This is a genomic window from Vibrio rhodolitus, assembly GCF_003350325.1.
Taxonomy (GTDB): Bacteria; Pseudomonadota; Gammaproteobacteria; order Enterobacterales; family Vibrionaceae; genus Vibrio; species Vibrio rhodolitus.
The window spans coordinates 37,012-51,891 of record NZ_QLYZ01000013.1; the positions used below are offsets into that span (position 1 = coordinate 37,012).

The 14,880-nt window shown below is 44.8% G+C and carries 13 protein-coding genes; 8 read left to right on the top strand and 5 right to left on the bottom strand.

Translation table 11 applies throughout. From position 1 onward, the window contains the following. Positions 1-110: 110 nt before the first annotated feature. Positions 111-1,265, bottom strand: coding sequence for a methionine adenosyltransferase (metK, locus tag DPF93_RS13060; RefSeq protein WP_114766585.1), 1,155 nt, complete (start codon positions 1,263-1,265; stop codon positions 111-113). A gap of 320 nt (positions 1,266-1,585) precedes the next feature. Here metK and tkt point away from each other — a divergent pair, with 320 nt between their 5' ends. Further along, positions 1,586-3,580, top strand: coding sequence for a transketolase (tkt, locus tag DPF93_RS13070; protein WP_114766586.1), 1,995 nt, complete (start codon positions 1,586-1,588; stop codon positions 3,578-3,580). 50 nt (positions 3,581-3,630) lie between these two features. Here the strand turns inward: tkt and DPF93_RS13075 are convergent, their stop codons facing one another. Further along, the gene (locus DPF93_RS13075; protein WP_114766587.1) at positions 3,631-3,867 is read right to left on the bottom strand and encodes a hypothetical protein; all 237 of its coding nucleotides are present in this window, start codon (positions 3,865-3,867) and stop codon (positions 3,631-3,633) included. Positions 3,868-4,088: 221 nt separating this feature from the next. Here DPF93_RS13075 and epd point away from each other — a divergent pair, with 221 nt between their 5' ends. From epd to mscS, 4 genes are all read left to right on the top strand, one after another. After that, on the top strand, positions 4,089-5,114 hold the full coding sequence (gene epd / locus DPF93_RS13080; RefSeq protein ID WP_114766588.1) for an erythrose-4-phosphate dehydrogenase: 1,026 nt from the start codon (positions 4,089-4,091) through the stop codon (positions 5,112-5,114). A gap of 153 nt (positions 5,115-5,267) precedes the next feature. Beyond that, complete coding sequence (locus DPF93_RS13085; RefSeq protein ID WP_075649592.1) at positions 5,268-6,428, top strand: phosphoglycerate kinase; 1,161 nt, start codon at positions 5,268-5,270, stop codon at positions 6,426-6,428. Between the two features lie 156 nt (positions 6,429-6,584). Then, on the top strand, positions 6,585-7,661 hold the full coding sequence (gene fbaA, locus DPF93_RS13090) for a class II fructose-bisphosphate aldolase (protein ID WP_114766589.1): 1,077 nt from the start codon (positions 6,585-6,587) through the stop codon (positions 7,659-7,661). Positions 7,662-7,999: 338 nt separating this feature from the next. After that, a complete protein-coding gene (mscS, locus tag DPF93_RS13095; RefSeq protein ID WP_114766590.1) occupies positions 8,000-8,866 on the top strand; it encodes a small-conductance mechanosensitive channel MscS in 867 nt (288 codons plus the stop codon). Between the two features lie 78 nt (positions 8,867-8,944). Here the strand turns inward: mscS and DPF93_RS13100 are convergent, their stop codons facing one another. Next, on the bottom strand, positions 8,945-9,577 hold the full coding sequence (locus DPF93_RS13100) for a LysE/ArgO family amino acid transporter (protein ID WP_114766591.1): 633 nt from the start codon (positions 9,575-9,577) through the stop codon (positions 8,945-8,947). A gap of 112 nt (positions 9,578-9,689) precedes the next feature. Between DPF93_RS13100 and DPF93_RS13105 the strand changes: the two genes are divergently transcribed. Further along, complete coding sequence (locus DPF93_RS13105) at positions 9,690-10,586, top strand: LysR family transcriptional regulator ArgP (RefSeq protein ID WP_114766592.1); 897 nt, start codon at positions 9,690-9,692, stop codon at positions 10,584-10,586. A 97-nt stretch (positions 10,587-10,683) separates the two neighbouring features. Beyond that, positions 10,684-11,379: an oxidative stress defense protein gene (locus DPF93_RS13110; protein ID WP_114766658.1), complete on the top strand. Its 696-nt coding sequence runs from the start codon at positions 10,684-10,686 to the stop codon at positions 11,377-11,379. 30 nt (positions 11,380-11,409) lie between these two features. Here DPF93_RS13110 and DPF93_RS13115 read toward each other — a convergent pair whose 3' ends face one another. Further along, positions 11,410-12,069 (bottom strand): GntR family transcriptional regulator, encoded by a 660-nt coding sequence (locus DPF93_RS13115; RefSeq protein ID WP_114766593.1) that lies wholly within the window; start codon positions 12,067-12,069, stop codon positions 11,410-11,412. Between the two features lie 169 nt (positions 12,070-12,238). Then, positions 12,239-13,651, bottom strand: a complete 1,413-nt coding sequence (pykF, locus tag DPF93_RS13120) for a pyruvate kinase PykF (protein WP_075649585.1) — start codon at positions 13,649-13,651, stop codon at positions 12,239-12,241. Positions 13,652-14,117: 466 nt separating this feature from the next. Between pykF and DPF93_RS13125 the strand changes: the two genes are divergently transcribed. After that, positions 14,118-14,879 carry a DeoR/GlpR family DNA-binding transcription regulator gene (locus DPF93_RS13125; RefSeq protein ID WP_114766594.1) on the top strand — a complete coding sequence of 254 codons (762 nt, stop codon included), beginning with the start codon at positions 14,118-14,120 and terminating at the stop codon, positions 14,877-14,879. Position 14,880: the final 1 nt, after the last annotated feature.

Here is a 14,880-nt window from a genome sequence, read left to right on the forward strand (position 1 = left end):
TTTACAAATTATTTGCTGATTTGGTCGAAGAGAGAGGATTTTGCTGAGAACGAAAAAGCCCCCGCATAGGCGAGGGCTTAAGATATAGCTTGGTAGAGCTGCGGTAAAAATTACTTAATGCCCGCAAACTCACGCAGTAGAGCTGCTTTATCAGTCGCTTCCCATGGGAACTCTTCGCGACCAAAGTGACCGTATGCTGCAGTCTTTTTGTAGATAGGTTGCAGTAGGTTCAACATCTCTTGCAGACCGTATGGACGCAGGTCGAAGAATTGACGTACCGCTTCGATAATGATGTTGTGCGCCACTTTTTCAGTACCGAACGTTTCGATCATAATAGACGTTGGATCTGCTACACCGATTGCGTAAGAAAGTTGGATTTCACAACGATCAGCCATACCTGCTGCTACGATGTTTTTCGCTACGTAACGTGCTGCGTATGCTGCGCTGCGGTCTACTTTCGATGGATCTTTACCAGAGAATGCACCGCCACCGTGACGAGCTGCGCCGCCGTAGGTATCAACGATGATCTTACGACCTGTTAGACCACAATCACCCATTGGACCACCGATCACGAAACGACCAGTTGGGTTAATGAAGTACTTAGTTTCTTTATTTAACCACTCTGAAGGTAGAACTGGCTTGATGATCTCTTCCATAACCGCTTCGCGCAGATCAGGAGTAGAGATTGAATCACAGTGCTGAGTTGAAAGAACAACCGCATCGATGCCAACGATCTTGCCTTGGTCATACTGGAACGTCACCTGAGATTTTGCATCAGGACGTAGCCAATCTAGCGTGCCGTTTTTACGTACTTCAGCTTGCTTTTGTACTAAGCGGTGTGAGTAAGTAATTGGTGCAGGCATAAGTACATCAGTTTCGTTACATGCATAACCGAACATAATGCCTTGGTCGCCAGCGCCTTGCTCTTTAGGATCAGCTTTATCAACACCTTGGTTGATGTCAGGTGATTGCTTACCGATGGTGTTTAGAATCGCACAAGAGTTAGCATCAAAGCCCATGTCTGAGTGAACGTAACCAATTTCACGCACTGTTTCACGAGTAAGTTCTTCAATATCTACCCATGCTGAAGTGGTGATCTCACCACCGACCATTACCATACCGGTTTTTACGTAGGTCTCACACGCTACACGTGCTTTCGGGTCTTGTTCTAGGATCGCATCAAGAACAGCATCAGAGATTTGGTCTGCGATTTTATCTGGATGACCTTCTGAAACTGACTCAGAAGTAAATAGGTGCTTAGCCATGTGGACTCCATGTTCATTGAAATACCGGTATTAAACCCGTACTAAAAATAGCCTTAAGGCGTGTAGGTGTTTCTACATCTAGACGTCTATTCTAAGTTTGAATGCTCGAATTACAAGCTCTTTTTGCAAATAATCAATCAGCAATCGTTTGCTTGGTGAGGTTAAAAAGGTTCGCAATAAAGGGATTTGCTGAATGTTATCGGTGTTTTTGCGTTATTTTTGTCTGGAAAACGTTTGCAGTGCTCTGATCGCTTTGAGAGAATATGCCCACAACAATTCCCCGAACGATAAACTCGCTTACTTTGCACTCAGGAGCAGACATGTCTTCTCGTAAACACCTTGCCAATGCAATCCGCGCTCTAAGCATGGATGGCGTTCAACAAGCTAACTCTGGTCACCCAGGCGCACCTATGGGTATGGCGGACATCGCTGAAGTTCTTTGGCGTTCTCACCTAAACCACAATCCAGCGAACCCAGAATGGGCTGATCGCGACCGTTTCGTGCTGTCTAACGGTCACGGCTCAATGCTAATTTACTCGCTACTGCACCTTAGCGGCTACGAGCTATCTATCGATGACCTAAAAAACTTCCGTCAACTGCACTCTAAGACTCCAGGTCACCCAGAGTACGGCTATGCACCAGGCGTAGAGACCACGACTGGTCCGCTAGGTCAAGGCATCACTAACGCGGTTGGTATGGCAATGGCTGAGAAAGCGCTAGCTGCTCAGTTCAACAAAGAAGGTCATGACATCGTTGATCACCACACTTACGTGTTTATGGGTGACGGCTGTCTAATGGAAGGTATCTCGCACGAGGCATGTTCTCTAGCAGGTACGCTTGGTCTTGGTAAGCTAATCGCATTCTGGGATGACAACGGTATCTCTATCGATGGTCATGTTGAAGGTTGGTTCTCAGATGACACGCCGAAACGTTTTGAAGCGTACGGCTGGCACGTAATTCCTGCAGTGGATGGTCACGATGCTGAAGCGATCAATGCGGCAATCATCGCAGCGAAAGCAGACCCACGCCCAACGCTAATCTGTACCAAAACTATCATCGGTTTTGGTTCGCCAAACAAATCAGGTTCACACGACTGCCACGGCGCGCCACTAGGTGCCGAAGAAATCGCAGCAGCGCGTGAATTCCTAGGTTGGGAACACCCTGCATTTGAAATCCCAGCTGACGTATACGCAGAGTGGGATGCAAAAGCAGCAGGCGCGGATAAAGAAGCAGCTTGGAACGCAAAATTTGACGCTTACGCAGCAGCATACCCTGCAGAAGCGGCAGAGCTTAAACGTCGTATTAACGGCGAACTGCCTGCAGAGTGGGAAGAGAAAGCAAGCCAAATCATTGCTGACCTTCAAGCAAACCCAGCGAACATCGCATCACGTAAAGCATCGCAAAATGCACTAGAAGCATTTGGTCAAATGCTACCAGAATTTATGGGCGGCTCTGCTGACCTAGCGCCTTCTAACCTAACCATGTGGTCGGGTTCTAAGTCTCTAGAAGCAAACGACTTCTCTGGCAACTACATCCACTACGGTGTACGTGAATTCGGTATGACCGCAATCATGAACGGTATCGCGCTGCACGGCGGTTTTGTTCCTTACGGTGCCACTTTCCTAATGTTCATGGAATACGCACGTAACGCAATGCGCATGGCTGCTCTGATGAAAGTTCAGAACATCCAAGTCTACACGCACGACTCTATCGGTCTTGGCGAAGACGGTCCAACTCACCAACCGGTTGAGCAAATGGCGTCACTACGTCTAACACCAAACATGAGCACATGGCGTCCATGTGACCAAGTTGAGTCAGCAGTAGCTTGGAAACTGGCAATTGAGCGTAAAGATGGCCCTACATCACTAATCTTCTCGCGTCAAAACCTAGCGCAGCAACCACGTTCAACTGAGCAAGTGGCTGACATCGCTAAGGGTGCTTACATCCTAAAAGATTGCGCAGGCAAACCTGAGCTAATCCTAATCGCAACAGGTTCTGAAGTTGAACTTGCAGTGAAAGCGGCAGAAGAGCTAACAGCAGCTGGTAAAGCGGTACGTGTAGTATCAATGCCATCAACCGATGCATTTGATAAGCAAGATGCAGCTTACCGTGAGTCAGTACTGCCATCAGATGTGACGGCACGTATCGCAATTGAAGCAGGTATTGCTGACTTCTGGTACAAGTACGTTGGCTTTGATGGTCGTATCATCGGTATGACTACCTTTGGTGAGTCAGCGCCAGCTGATCAACTGTTCGAAATGTTTGGCTTCACAGTAGAAAACGTTGTGAACACAGCAAACGAACTACTAGCGTAATTGAGCGTTGGAAATGAAAAACCGAGCCTGAGTGCTCGGTTTTTTTATGCCTATTCAAACTCGCTGCCTTTATTATCCAGCTCTTTGTGTCCGCAGACTTTACACTGAACATAGCGATTCATATCGTAGTACTCACCACCATTGATAAAGGTGTGCACGAGTAGTTTGATACGCCCAAGTAGTGATGTGTCGGTATCGTAGCTACTTGGCTTACGAGTTAGGATTTCACTATGTGGGGTATCTGATTGACATTTATTACAAAAGTGCGAGGCAGGGTAGGTTTTCATAACCGGTTCCTTTGGTTGTTAAACGGTAAGAAAAATCGCCAAAGGTTACGCCACACTGTAATCAAGCCTATCGCAAGCAAGTGTAAATTGATAATTGCATCATGGATTACACAAGTGTACAGCGAGGGCTTGCGTAATATGTCACTCTTTTGCTGCTTAGAGGGGGGAGATCGAGTACCATCGGTAACCGATAGAACATATATAATAAAGGCGATGGAACTATGCTGAAAGTTGCGATCAACGGGTTTGGACGAATCGGTCGGAATGTCTTACGCGCAGTGTATGAAAGCGGTAAGCACCAAGAGATCAAAGTGGTAGCAGTCAATGAATTAGCCCAGCCAGAAGCTATGGCACACCTACTTCAGTACGACACAAGCCACGGTCGATTCGGCAAGCGCATTAGTCATGACCAAGAACACCTCTACATACATCACGACAACGGCGCTCAAGATGCCGTGCGTATCCTACATCTAAATGAAATAAAATTACTTCCTTGGCGAGATCTCGATGTTGATATCGTATTCGATTGTACCGGTGTGTACGGATGTCGTGCCGACGGTTTAGCTCATATTGAAGCAGGGGCGAAAAAGGTCTTATTCTCCCACCCAGGTGATAATGATCTAGATAACACCATTATCTATGGTGTTAACCATGAAACACTAACTGCAGACCAAACTATTGTCTCCAATGGCTCCTGTACCACCAACTGTATCGTGCCGATCATTAAAGTACTCGATGATGCCTTTGGCATTGATTCAGGTACCATTACTACCATTCACTCCTCAATGAATGATCAGCAAGTGATCGATGCTTATCATGCCGACTTGCGCCGAACTCGCGCGGCGAGCCAATCGATCATTCCGGTGGATACCAAATTGCATCAAGGCATTGAAAGGATCTTCCCGAAATTTAGTAACAGATTTGAGGCAATTTCTGTAAGGGTACCAACGGTAAACGTTACAGCAATGGATTTAAGTGTCACAATTAGTACAAATGTGAAAGTTAATGACGTAAATCAAACCATTATTAACGCTTCTCAGTGTACATTACGTAATATTGTTGACTATACTGAAGCACCACTGGTTTCGGTGGACTTCAATCATGATCCGCACAGCGCCATTGTTGATGGTACCCAGACGAGGGTAAGCAATGGTCAGTTAGTGAAAATGCTGGTGTGGTGTGATAACGAATGGGGCTTTGCCAACCGCATGCTGGATACGGCATTAGCGATGCAGGCAGCAAAATAAAGCGCCCTGAACGGATATGGAGAAATAATTTATTTCTACCCTTGAAATAAATTAGCGAGGTCTCCATATTCGTTAACAGATTAAAGAATTCACAGGCTTGGCAGGGTTGCCGAGTTGTCAAAAAACTTTATTTAATATTTGAGAGGACAAATCATGTCTGTAATCAAGATGACTGACCTGGATCTAGCAGGTAAACGTGTATTCATCCGTGCTGACCTTAACGTGCCAGTAAAAGACGGAAAAGTGACTTCAGATGCACGTATCATCGCATCACTTCCAACTATCAAACTATGCCTAGAAGCAGGCGCGAAAGTGATGGTTACTTCTCACCTAGGTCGCCCAACTGAAGGTGAATACGCAGAAGAGTTCTCTCTACAACCTGTAGTTAACTACCTAAACGACGCACTAGACTGCGAAGTTAAACTAGCGAAAGACTACCTAGATGGTCTAGAGCTAAACGCTGGTGAACTAGTGGTTCTTGAAAACGTTCGCTTTAACAAAGGCGAGAAGAAGAACGAAGAAGAGCTATCTAAGAAGTACGCATCACTATGTGACGTATTCGTAATGGATGCATTCGGTACAGCTCACCGTGCACAAGCTTCAACTCACGGCGTTGGTATGTTTGCTGACGTAGCGTGTGCAGGTCCTCTACTAGCTGCTGAACTAGAAGCACTAGGTAAAGCAATGAGCAACCCAGAGCGTCCACTAGTGGCTATCGTTGGTGGTTCAAAAGTTTCTACTAAACTGACTGTTCTTGAGTCGCTATCAAAAATTGCTGACCAACTTGTTGTTGGTGGTGGTATCGCGAACACATTCATCGCAGCTGAAGGTCACAACGTAGGTAAGTCTCTATACGAAGCAGACCTAGTTGAAACTGCACAAAAACTAATGAAAGAGTGTGCAATTCCAGTTGCAACTGACGTTGCTTGTGCAAAAGCATTCGATGAAAACGCAGAAGCTGAAATCAAAAACGTTGCTGACGTTCAAGATGACGACATGATCTTCGACCTAGGTCCAGATTCAACTGCAGCTCTAGCTGAAATCATCGCAAACGCGAAAACTATCCTATGGAACGGTCCTGTAGGCGTATTCGAATTCAAGAACTTCGAAGCAGGTACGAAAGGTATCTCTGAAGCAATCGCTAAGTCTGCAGCATTCTCTGTAGCAGGTGGTGGTGACACGCTAGCAGCTATCGACCAATTTGGTATCAAAGCTGACGTTTCATACATCTCTACTGGCGGCGGCGCTTTCCTTGAATTCGTTGAAGGTAAAGTACTTCCAGCAGTTGAAATGCTAGAAGCACGCGCAAAGTAAGAATTAAAAGAGCGGGGGAGTAATCTCCCGCTCTGTTGTTTGCTGCATGTCACAATATTCTCTGATAGAATAGCGCGAGTTGTGAGCAAACGTTTGCAAAATTTTAAATTAGTAAGTTTTAATTTTTAAAACGACAGATAAATAGGACTACATCCCATGTCTAAGATCTTCGATTTCGTAAAACCAGGTGTAATCTCTGGTGATGACGTTCAGAAAGTATTTGAAGTTGCTAAAGAGAACAACTTTGCACTTCCAGCAGTTAACGTAGTTAACACTGACTCAATCAACGGCGTACTAGAAGCTGCAGCGAAAGTTAAAGCTCCTGTTGTTGTTCAGTTCTCTAACGGCGGTGCTGGTTTCTTCTGCGGTAAAGGTCTAAAACTAGAAGGTCAAGAAGCTCAAATTCTTGGCGCTGTAGCTGGTGCTAAATACGTACACGCTGTAGCTGAGTCTTACGGCGTGCCTGTAATTCTTCACACTGACCACGCAGCAATGAAACTGCTTCCTTGGATCGACGGTCTTCTAGACGCGGGTGAAGAGTTCTTCGCTCAAACTGGTAAGCCTCTATTCTCTTCTCACATGATCGACCTTTCTGAAGAGTCTCTAGAAGAAAACATCGAAATCTGTGCTAAGTACCTAGCTCGCATGGAAAAGATGGGTATGACTCTAGAATTTGAACTAGGTTGTACTGGTGGTGAAGAAGACGGCGTAGACAACTCTGATATGGATCAGTCTGAGCTATACACTTCTCCAGAAGACGTTGCATACGCATACGAGAAACTAAGCCCAATCAGCCACCGTTTCACTATCGCAGCATCTTTCGGTAACGTACACGGTGTTTACCAAGCAGGTAACGTTGTACTGACTCCAACTATCCTACGTGACTCTCAAGCATACTGTGCTGAGAAATTTGGTATTGCACCAAACGCACTAAACTTCGTATTCCACGGTGGTTCTGGTTCAACTGAAGCAGAAATCAAAGAGTCTATCTCTTACGGTGTTATCAAAATGAACATCGACACTGATACACAGTGGGCAACTTGGGATGGTATCCGTACTTACGAAGCTGAAAACCGTGACTACCTACAAGGTCAGATCGGTAACCCAACAGGTGAAGCGGCTCCTAACAAGAAATACTACGACCCACGCGTATGGCTACGTGCAGGTCAAGCGTCAATGGTTACACGTCTAGAGAAAGCTTTCGCTGACCTAAACGCAATCGACGTACTATAATTCTTCCAGAATTATTGATTTAGAAAACCCGCTCATTGAGCGGGTTTTTTTATGTCTGCGCGGGCGATATCTAATACAAAACAAGTAAAGTCAGCCATTTACTAAAAAAATGTGGCGAAATGTTATATGAATGCGTACGCTTTAACTGGCTGATACCACGGCAGGTAAGTTGTTGCTCTGTTTCGATTGTCTTTGCACAATCTTTGCTTTTCTAAAGTTATATTCTGAGCTATCTTGCCGGCAAACTGGCGTTCGTTCAGTAAGTGGATAAGTTAATTGTCGTTATTTAAAGCAGCACGTCGGCTAATTAGTCACGTATTTTAAAGAGGAAAATTTATATGGCAGGTGAGTCAACGGGGATTGAAACTCCATTGGTCGATGGTCTATCTCAAGCGCAAACTTGGTTAACCAGCAACTCAGATTTATTGGTTCAGTACGGTGTAAACATCATCTCAGCGGTTCTGATCCTATTTATTGGTAACATTATTGCGAAGATGATTGCCAATAGCGTCTCTAAGATGCTTGAGAAGAAGAAAATGGATAAGGCAGTTGTTGAGTTTATCCATGGTATCGTGCGTTACACGCTATTTGTTATTGTCCTAATTGCAGCTCTTAGCCGCATTGGTGTGCAAACCGCTTCTGTAGTAGCCGTAATTGGTGCTGCGGGTCTAGCGATTGGTCTTGCACTACAGGGCTCACTATCAAACTTCGCAGCAGGTGTACTGATTGTTGGCTTCCGTCCATTCAAGTCAGGTGACTACGTAGAAGTAGGCGGTGTTGCTGGTAGTGTTGAAGCGATTCAAATCTTCCAAACCGTACTAAAAACACCAGACAACAAAATGGTTGTAGTACCAAACTCAGGTGTTATTGGCTCGCCAATCACCAACTACTCTCGTCATGACACGCGCCGCGTAGACCTAACGATTGGTGTTTCTTACAGCTCAGACCTAAAACTGACTAAGAAAGTAATCCAAGAAGCATTAGAGAAAGATGAGCGTATCTTAAAAGATCACGACATCACTATCGGTGTGGTAGCTCTGGCAGATTCATCAGTAAACTTCGTGGTTCGTCCATGGTGTAAGACAGCTGATTACTGGGATGTGTACTTTGATTCAAACCAAGCAATCAAAGAGGCGTTAGATGCGAACGGCATCGAGATCCCATTTCCGCAAATGGATGTTCACCTCAACAAGGTGGAAGCGTAATTATTTCTCTGAAATAACGCAAAATAGATAGCAAAAGCGAGGCAATCAATGCCTCGCTTTTTTATAACTCAATAAATCTTAATACCAGTACTTTTCCAGCAATCCGTTGGCTAATACTGCTGCAATGGTGAACATCATGGTGGCAACTAGGATGTCGATGCCTTTTTTCACTTTTGGCTTTGACAGTGTTGGACCAAGCTTTGCTGCGCCAATCGACAAAGTATAGAACCAAGCGAACGATGCCATGATGGTACCGATCGCAAACGAAACTCTATCTTGCCCTTCAAACTGCCCGCCGATAGAGCCGAGAATCACCACTGTATCTAAGTAAAGATGTGGGTTAAGAATCGTCACCGCCATTGCACCGAGTATTACGGTGCGGCGACCGCGCGCCAATACGTGTTGCGCTTGCTCTTGTTTCGCTGGATCGCGAAAAGCACTTTTGAGTGCCAAAGCACCATAAATAGAGAGAAAAGCAATGCCGCCTAAGGTAACGCCATTGAGCAGTAACTCATTTTGAGAAAGCAGGGCACCGCCACCGAAGATACCAAGAGAAATAAAAATTGTATCGAGAATACTACAGGTGATCGCCGTAGTCAGATGGTGTTGACGTTTAATCCCTTGATTAAGCACATAAGCATTTTGCGCTCCAATCGGAATAATCATCGTTGCACCAAGCCCAAAGCCTTGTAATAACACCCAAAAGTTCACTGTTTTCTCTCCAAAGCGACATCAAATATGCAGCGAAGATAATGACATTTGCCTAATAAGTATATTTAATGATTTTAATGTAATATAAGCATTGCTTATTAAGGGGGCAGGGATGCGTGGATTAGATTACAAGTGGATAGAAGCGTTAGATGCGATTGTGCAGCTAGGCAGTTTTGAACATGCCGCCGAGCAGTTGTTTATCTCTCAATCGGCAGTCTCTCAACGCATTAAGCAGCTAGAAAAGTTCTTAGCGCAGCCTGCCTTAATTCGCGAGCAACCGCCCAAACCGACACCTGTCGGCAAGAAATTGTTGGGCTTATATCGCCGCGTACGCTTATTGGAAAGTGAATTGGTGCCTGAGCTGCGTAACGACGCGAGCTTTACGCCACTACAGCTCTCAATTGCGACCAACGCAGATAGTTTGGCAACCTGGTTGCTGCCAGCATTAACTCAGCTTTTAAAACGCGAGCGCGTGGCACTCAACTTAGTAGTCGATGATGAAGGACGCACGCTGGAAAAGCTTAAAGGGGGCGAAGTGGCGGGTGCGATTAGCTTAGAGTCGCAATCGATCCCTGGCTGTGATGCGGACTATCTGGGGCGAGTCGATTATCTGTGTGTCGCCAGCCCAGAGTTTTATGAGCAATACTTTCCGCATGGTGTGAATCGTGAATCATTACTTAAAGCGCCGACACTGGCGTTTGATCATCATGATGATATGAATGACCGCTTTTTGTATCAACATTTTAATCTGCCTAAAGGCAGCATACTCAAACATACGGTGAGAAGCTCGGAGGCGTTTGTCAAACTTGCCTTATCTGGCGTGGCGTATTGCCTTATTCCGAGGCTGCAAATTGAAGATGAATTGGCAAGTGGTGCTTTGGTGGATATCACCCCTGGTTTCTTTCTCTCACACCGTATTTACTGGCACCATTGGCAGTTAGAAACGGGGATCTTGAAAGTAATTTCCGATGCTATCATTGATCATTCTCGCGAGATCTTACCAAGCTGACAGAGTTAGTTTTATGTCAGTTTCACATGGCATGACTGGTCAAAGTGGTAGTTTTACTTATTATGTAATCATCAACTACATGAATAAGGTGAGAGAGATGAAGAAGTTATCTTTGGCAGTGATTGCGCTTTCGACCAGTTTGAGTTTTGGCGCGATGGCAAATGAGTTGAGCTTTCCCCATTTGTCGACCACAGGCTATGGTGAAGTCGTGGCTAAGCCGGATATGGCAGAGTTCTCCGTACAAGTGGTTGAAACCACGATGACGGCAGAACAAGCGAAGCAAAGTGTTGATAAGGCAGTCGAGGCTTTTTTGACCAAGCTTAAGCAACAAGGGGTTGCTGCAGAGCAGATAACCAGTACCAATCTCTATCTTTCACCTCAGTATCATTACCCGAAAAAAGGGCAAGCGGAACTGGTTGGCTACCGTGCTAGTCGCACGATTACCGTTACGGTTGATGAGTTAGAAAAACTGAATTCTTATCTTGATACCGCGCTAAGTGCTGGCATTAACCAAGTCGACAATATTAGCTTAAAGGTAAAAGACGAAGCGAAATATCAACAGCAAGCTCGTCTCGCCGCTATTAAGGACGCGCAGCAAAAAGCGCAATCATTGGCACAAGGTTTTGCACAAGATTTAGGTAAGGTGTGGCAGATCAACTACAACTCGCCAAGCAGCCGACCAGTATTGATGCGTGCAATGAGTATGGATATGAAGTCGGAATCGAATGGCTATCAAGATTCAACTATTGTCATTCGTGATCGAGTGGATGTGGTATATCGACTTGAAGACTAAGCCTCAAGTCGATAGCAGATCGGCTTGATGTTAGGCGGCTGGGCTAACCGCTTGGTCCAGCTGCAAAATCATATTAGAGATATAGCGTTCATATTTAATAACCGCATTATCACTGTCTTTTGCTAGTACGCACTTTACGATCGATTCATATTCGTCGACATCAATAGCATGAATGTGCAAACCACTATTGATGGCATGAAAACGATAGCGTTGAACTTGATTGAGTAGATCAGCGAAAAACGACAGCATGATCTTAGAGGTCGCAGCATTAAGCAGACATTCATGGAAATGGCGTTGACGCTCTTGCCATTCGATCCAATCATATTCTTCTTGCATGGTTTTTAAGCGAGATAGCTTGTGGTAAGCGGTGAGCAATTCGAGCTCCCAGCTTTCATCACCATGATTAATTGCCTGTTTGAGCAAGACTGGGGTAATGATACGCAAGCTATCATGGAGGTCAGCCAGTTCAGATGTTGAAATAGGCGCGACCCAACATCCTTTCTGTGGTTCAACCACCACAAATTTAGACCACGAAAGCTGAACTAACGCTTCACGAATGGGTGAGGCACCCACGTCATATCGCGTTTTAAGATCGGCTACTACTAGTTTTTCACTTGGGGCAAAGTTACCAACTAAGATGTCATGACGGATCATCTTAGCCACTTTGTCAGTTAACGTTGGGCTTGGCACTATACAATCCTCGCTATAGCAATCAGAGCTACTTCAACCTTGAATCTGATTTAACGGTACGTAGTACTTTTGCGCGAATATACAGCGTACTGAATAACGAGGCAAGCGGGTATATAAAAAAAGGGGGCATAGCCCCCTTTTTGTTTATTTGCTTGTATACATTTTGAAATTATAAAACGTGTACAGAAGCTGTGTTAGTTGTGCCTGAAGCAACTAGTGCACCAGAAACCATCACTACGATATCGCCTTTCTTACCAAAACCAGAAGTTAGAGCGTACTCTTTACCGTTTTTGTAGAAATCATCAGTGCTGTCGATTGAATCAACAAGAACTGGGCGAACACCTTTAGTAAGAACTAGTTGTGCCGCAGTCTTAGGGTTAGTTGTTAGCGCAACGATGCTTGCTGTTGGGAAGTACTTACGTACTGAACGAGCAGATTTACCGCCTTCAGTTGCAACGATGATTAGTGGAGCTGCTAGTTTCTCAGCAGTGTCTACTGCGCCTTTACATACTGCTTCAGTGATGCGTAGACGTGGGCTGTCTAGACGAGAACCTAGCTCAGCTTTTAGAGCAGAGTCAGTACGGTTCGCGATTTGAGCCATGATAGATACCGCTTCAACTGGGTACTTACCTTTAGCAGTTTCACCAGAAAGCATTACAGCATCAGTACCGTCCATGATTGCGTTCGCAACGTCACCCGCTTCTGCACGAGTTGGACGTGGGTTGTTGATCATAGAATCTAGCATTTGAGTAGCAGTGATAACTACTTTACGTGCACGGTTACATTTCTCGATCATCATCTTCTGAGCGAAGATTACTTCTTCAGCTGGGATTTCAACACCTAGGTCACCACGAGCAACCATGATACCGTCAGAAAGCTCTAGGATCTCGTCGAAGTTATCAACACCTTCTTGGTTTTCGATCTTAGAGATGATTTGGATGTCTGCGCCGCCGTTAGCCGTTAGGATCTCACGGATTTCTTTAACGTCAGAAGCTTTACGGATGAAAGATGCTGCAACGAAGTCAACGCCTTGCTCACAACCGAATTTAAGGTCGTTCTTATCTTTTTCAGATAGAGCTGGAAGTTGAACAGAAACGCCAGGTAGGTTAACACCTTTGTTTTCGCCTAGAGCACCGTTGTTAAGAACTTTACACTTAACTTCAGTGTCAGTAGTTGAGATAACTTCCATCTCGATTAGACCGTCGTCTACTAGGATAGTGTTACCTGCAGAAAGGTCTTGTGCGAAACCTGCGTAAGTTACTGCTACAGTTTCTTTGTTACCTACAACTGAAGTATCAGTTGTGAAAGTGAATTCTTGACCAGCTACTAGATCAACGTCGTTGCCGCCTTCTAGTTTGATAGTACGGATTTCTGGACCTTTAGTATCTAGAAGGATAGCTAGTTGTTTACCAGTTACTTCCATTACTTTACGGAAGTTATCGATACGAGTGCCGTGTTCTGCGTAGTCACCGTGAGAGAAGTTTAGACGCATTACGTTCATGCCAGCGTTTACAAGTTCAGTTAGCTTCTCTACTGATTCAGTTTTAGGGCCAATCGTACATACGATTTTGGTCTTTTTCATGGAAGATACTCTCCGGTAAATAAATATAGTTACAATTTCAAACCTAGTCTTGTGAAAGTGTTCGCTGTTTTTCTGAACACTTTCGCTTCTGGAGCCAATGCTGATCAATACATTTTGTGCCTGCAAATAATCAGTGTAGTTACGCCTTCTGTATTTGCTCCAGTTTTGAAAGTCTTTTATCGAATTTAGTCATTTTATGACCATTCTGACTTCATAAAAGCGGGTTTTTTTGTGATTTTCACCACTTTACCCACCTTTGATTGCAAAAAAATTGCCGAATTCTGTAATTTTTTTTCTTTTCGGTTGCGAATTCTACCACCGAATCAATCCAATATCACTGCTTAAGAATTGTCTTAGGACAAGGTTTTCTCTCTAAATATTAATTTTTTGGTTCAAAATAAATGGACGAATATCTTTCGAAGTGACTATAATAAATTTCGAAACGAAACTTTTAATTAGTCAGACAATGTCAAAACGAAACACACAGCTAAGAAGACATGCTATTTCTGCTTTGGTGAACACCAAAGGTGAGGTGAGTGTGGAAGAGCTTTCGATCAAATTTGAAACCTCAGAAGTCACAATTAGAAAGGATCTCGCCTCTCTAGAGAAAAATGGTCAATTATTGCGCCGATATGGTGGTGCAATAGCGCTCCCTTCGGAAGTTGTTAGTGATGAATTGGATGCAAAAGTTTCGGTTCGTAAGTTGGAGTTGTCCGTGGCGGCGGCTGAGCTGATTCGCGATCACAACCGCATCGTGATCGACAGTGGCAGTACAACAGCAGCGTTGATCCAGCAATTAAATGGCAAACGTGGTTTGGTGGTGATGACGAACTCACTTCACGTGGCAAATGCACTCAACGAGTTGGAAAGTGAACCACACTTGTTAATGACGGGTGGTACATGGGACGCACATTCGGAGTCTTTTCAGGGGCAGGTCGCTGAAACGGTATTGCGCTCATATGACTTTGACCAGCTATTTATCGGTGCTGATGGTGTCGACTTGGAGCGAGGAACAACAACGTTTAACGAGCTGGTGGGGCTGAGTAAGGTTATGGCTGATGTATCACGAGAGGTGATCGTGATGGTTGAGTCCGAGAAAATCGGTCGCAAGATCCCCAATCTTGAACTGAGCTGGGATGCGATAGACGTACTGATCACCAACAAAGACTTGTCTTCTGACTACCAACAACAAATCGAATCTTTTGGTGTGAAAGTTATTCTCGCCTAAA

Excerpts from the sequence above, each read along its gene's own strand:
- metK (WP_114766585.1), bottom strand. The coding sequence starts at position 1,265 with ATGGCTAAGCACCTATTTACTTCTGAGTCAGTTTCAGAAGGTCATCCA.
- tkt (WP_114766586.1), top strand. The coding sequence starts at position 1,586 with ATGTCTTCTCGTAAACACCTTGCCAATGCAATCCGCGCTCTAAGCATG.
- DPF93_RS13075 (WP_114766587.1), bottom strand. The coding sequence starts at position 3,867 with ATGAAAACCTACCCTGCCTCGCACTTTTGTAATAAATGTCAATCAGAT.
- epd (WP_114766588.1), top strand. The coding sequence starts at position 4,089 with ATGCTGAAAGTTGCGATCAACGGGTTTGGACGAATCGGTCGGAATGTC.
- DPF93_RS13085 (WP_075649592.1), top strand. The coding sequence starts at position 5,268 with ATGTCTGTAATCAAGATGACTGACCTGGATCTAGCAGGTAAACGTGTA.
- fbaA (WP_114766589.1), top strand. The coding sequence starts at position 6,585 with ATGTCTAAGATCTTCGATTTCGTAAAACCAGGTGTAATCTCTGGTGAT.
- mscS (WP_114766590.1), top strand. The coding sequence starts at position 8,000 with ATGGCAGGTGAGTCAACGGGGATTGAAACTCCATTGGTCGATGGTCTA.
- DPF93_RS13105 (WP_114766592.1), top strand. The coding sequence starts at position 9,690 with ATGCGTGGATTAGATTACAAGTGGATAGAAGCGTTAGATGCGATTGTG.
- DPF93_RS13110 (WP_114766658.1), top strand. The coding sequence starts at position 10,684 with ATGAAGAAGTTATCTTTGGCAGTGATTGCGCTTTCGACCAGTTTGAGT.
- pykF (WP_075649585.1), bottom strand. The coding sequence starts at position 13,651 with ATGAAAAAGACCAAAATCGTATGTACGATTGGCCCTAAAACTGAATCA.
- DPF93_RS13125 (WP_114766594.1), top strand. The coding sequence starts at position 14,118 with ATGTCAAAACGAAACACACAGCTAAGAAGACATGCTATTTCTGCTTTG.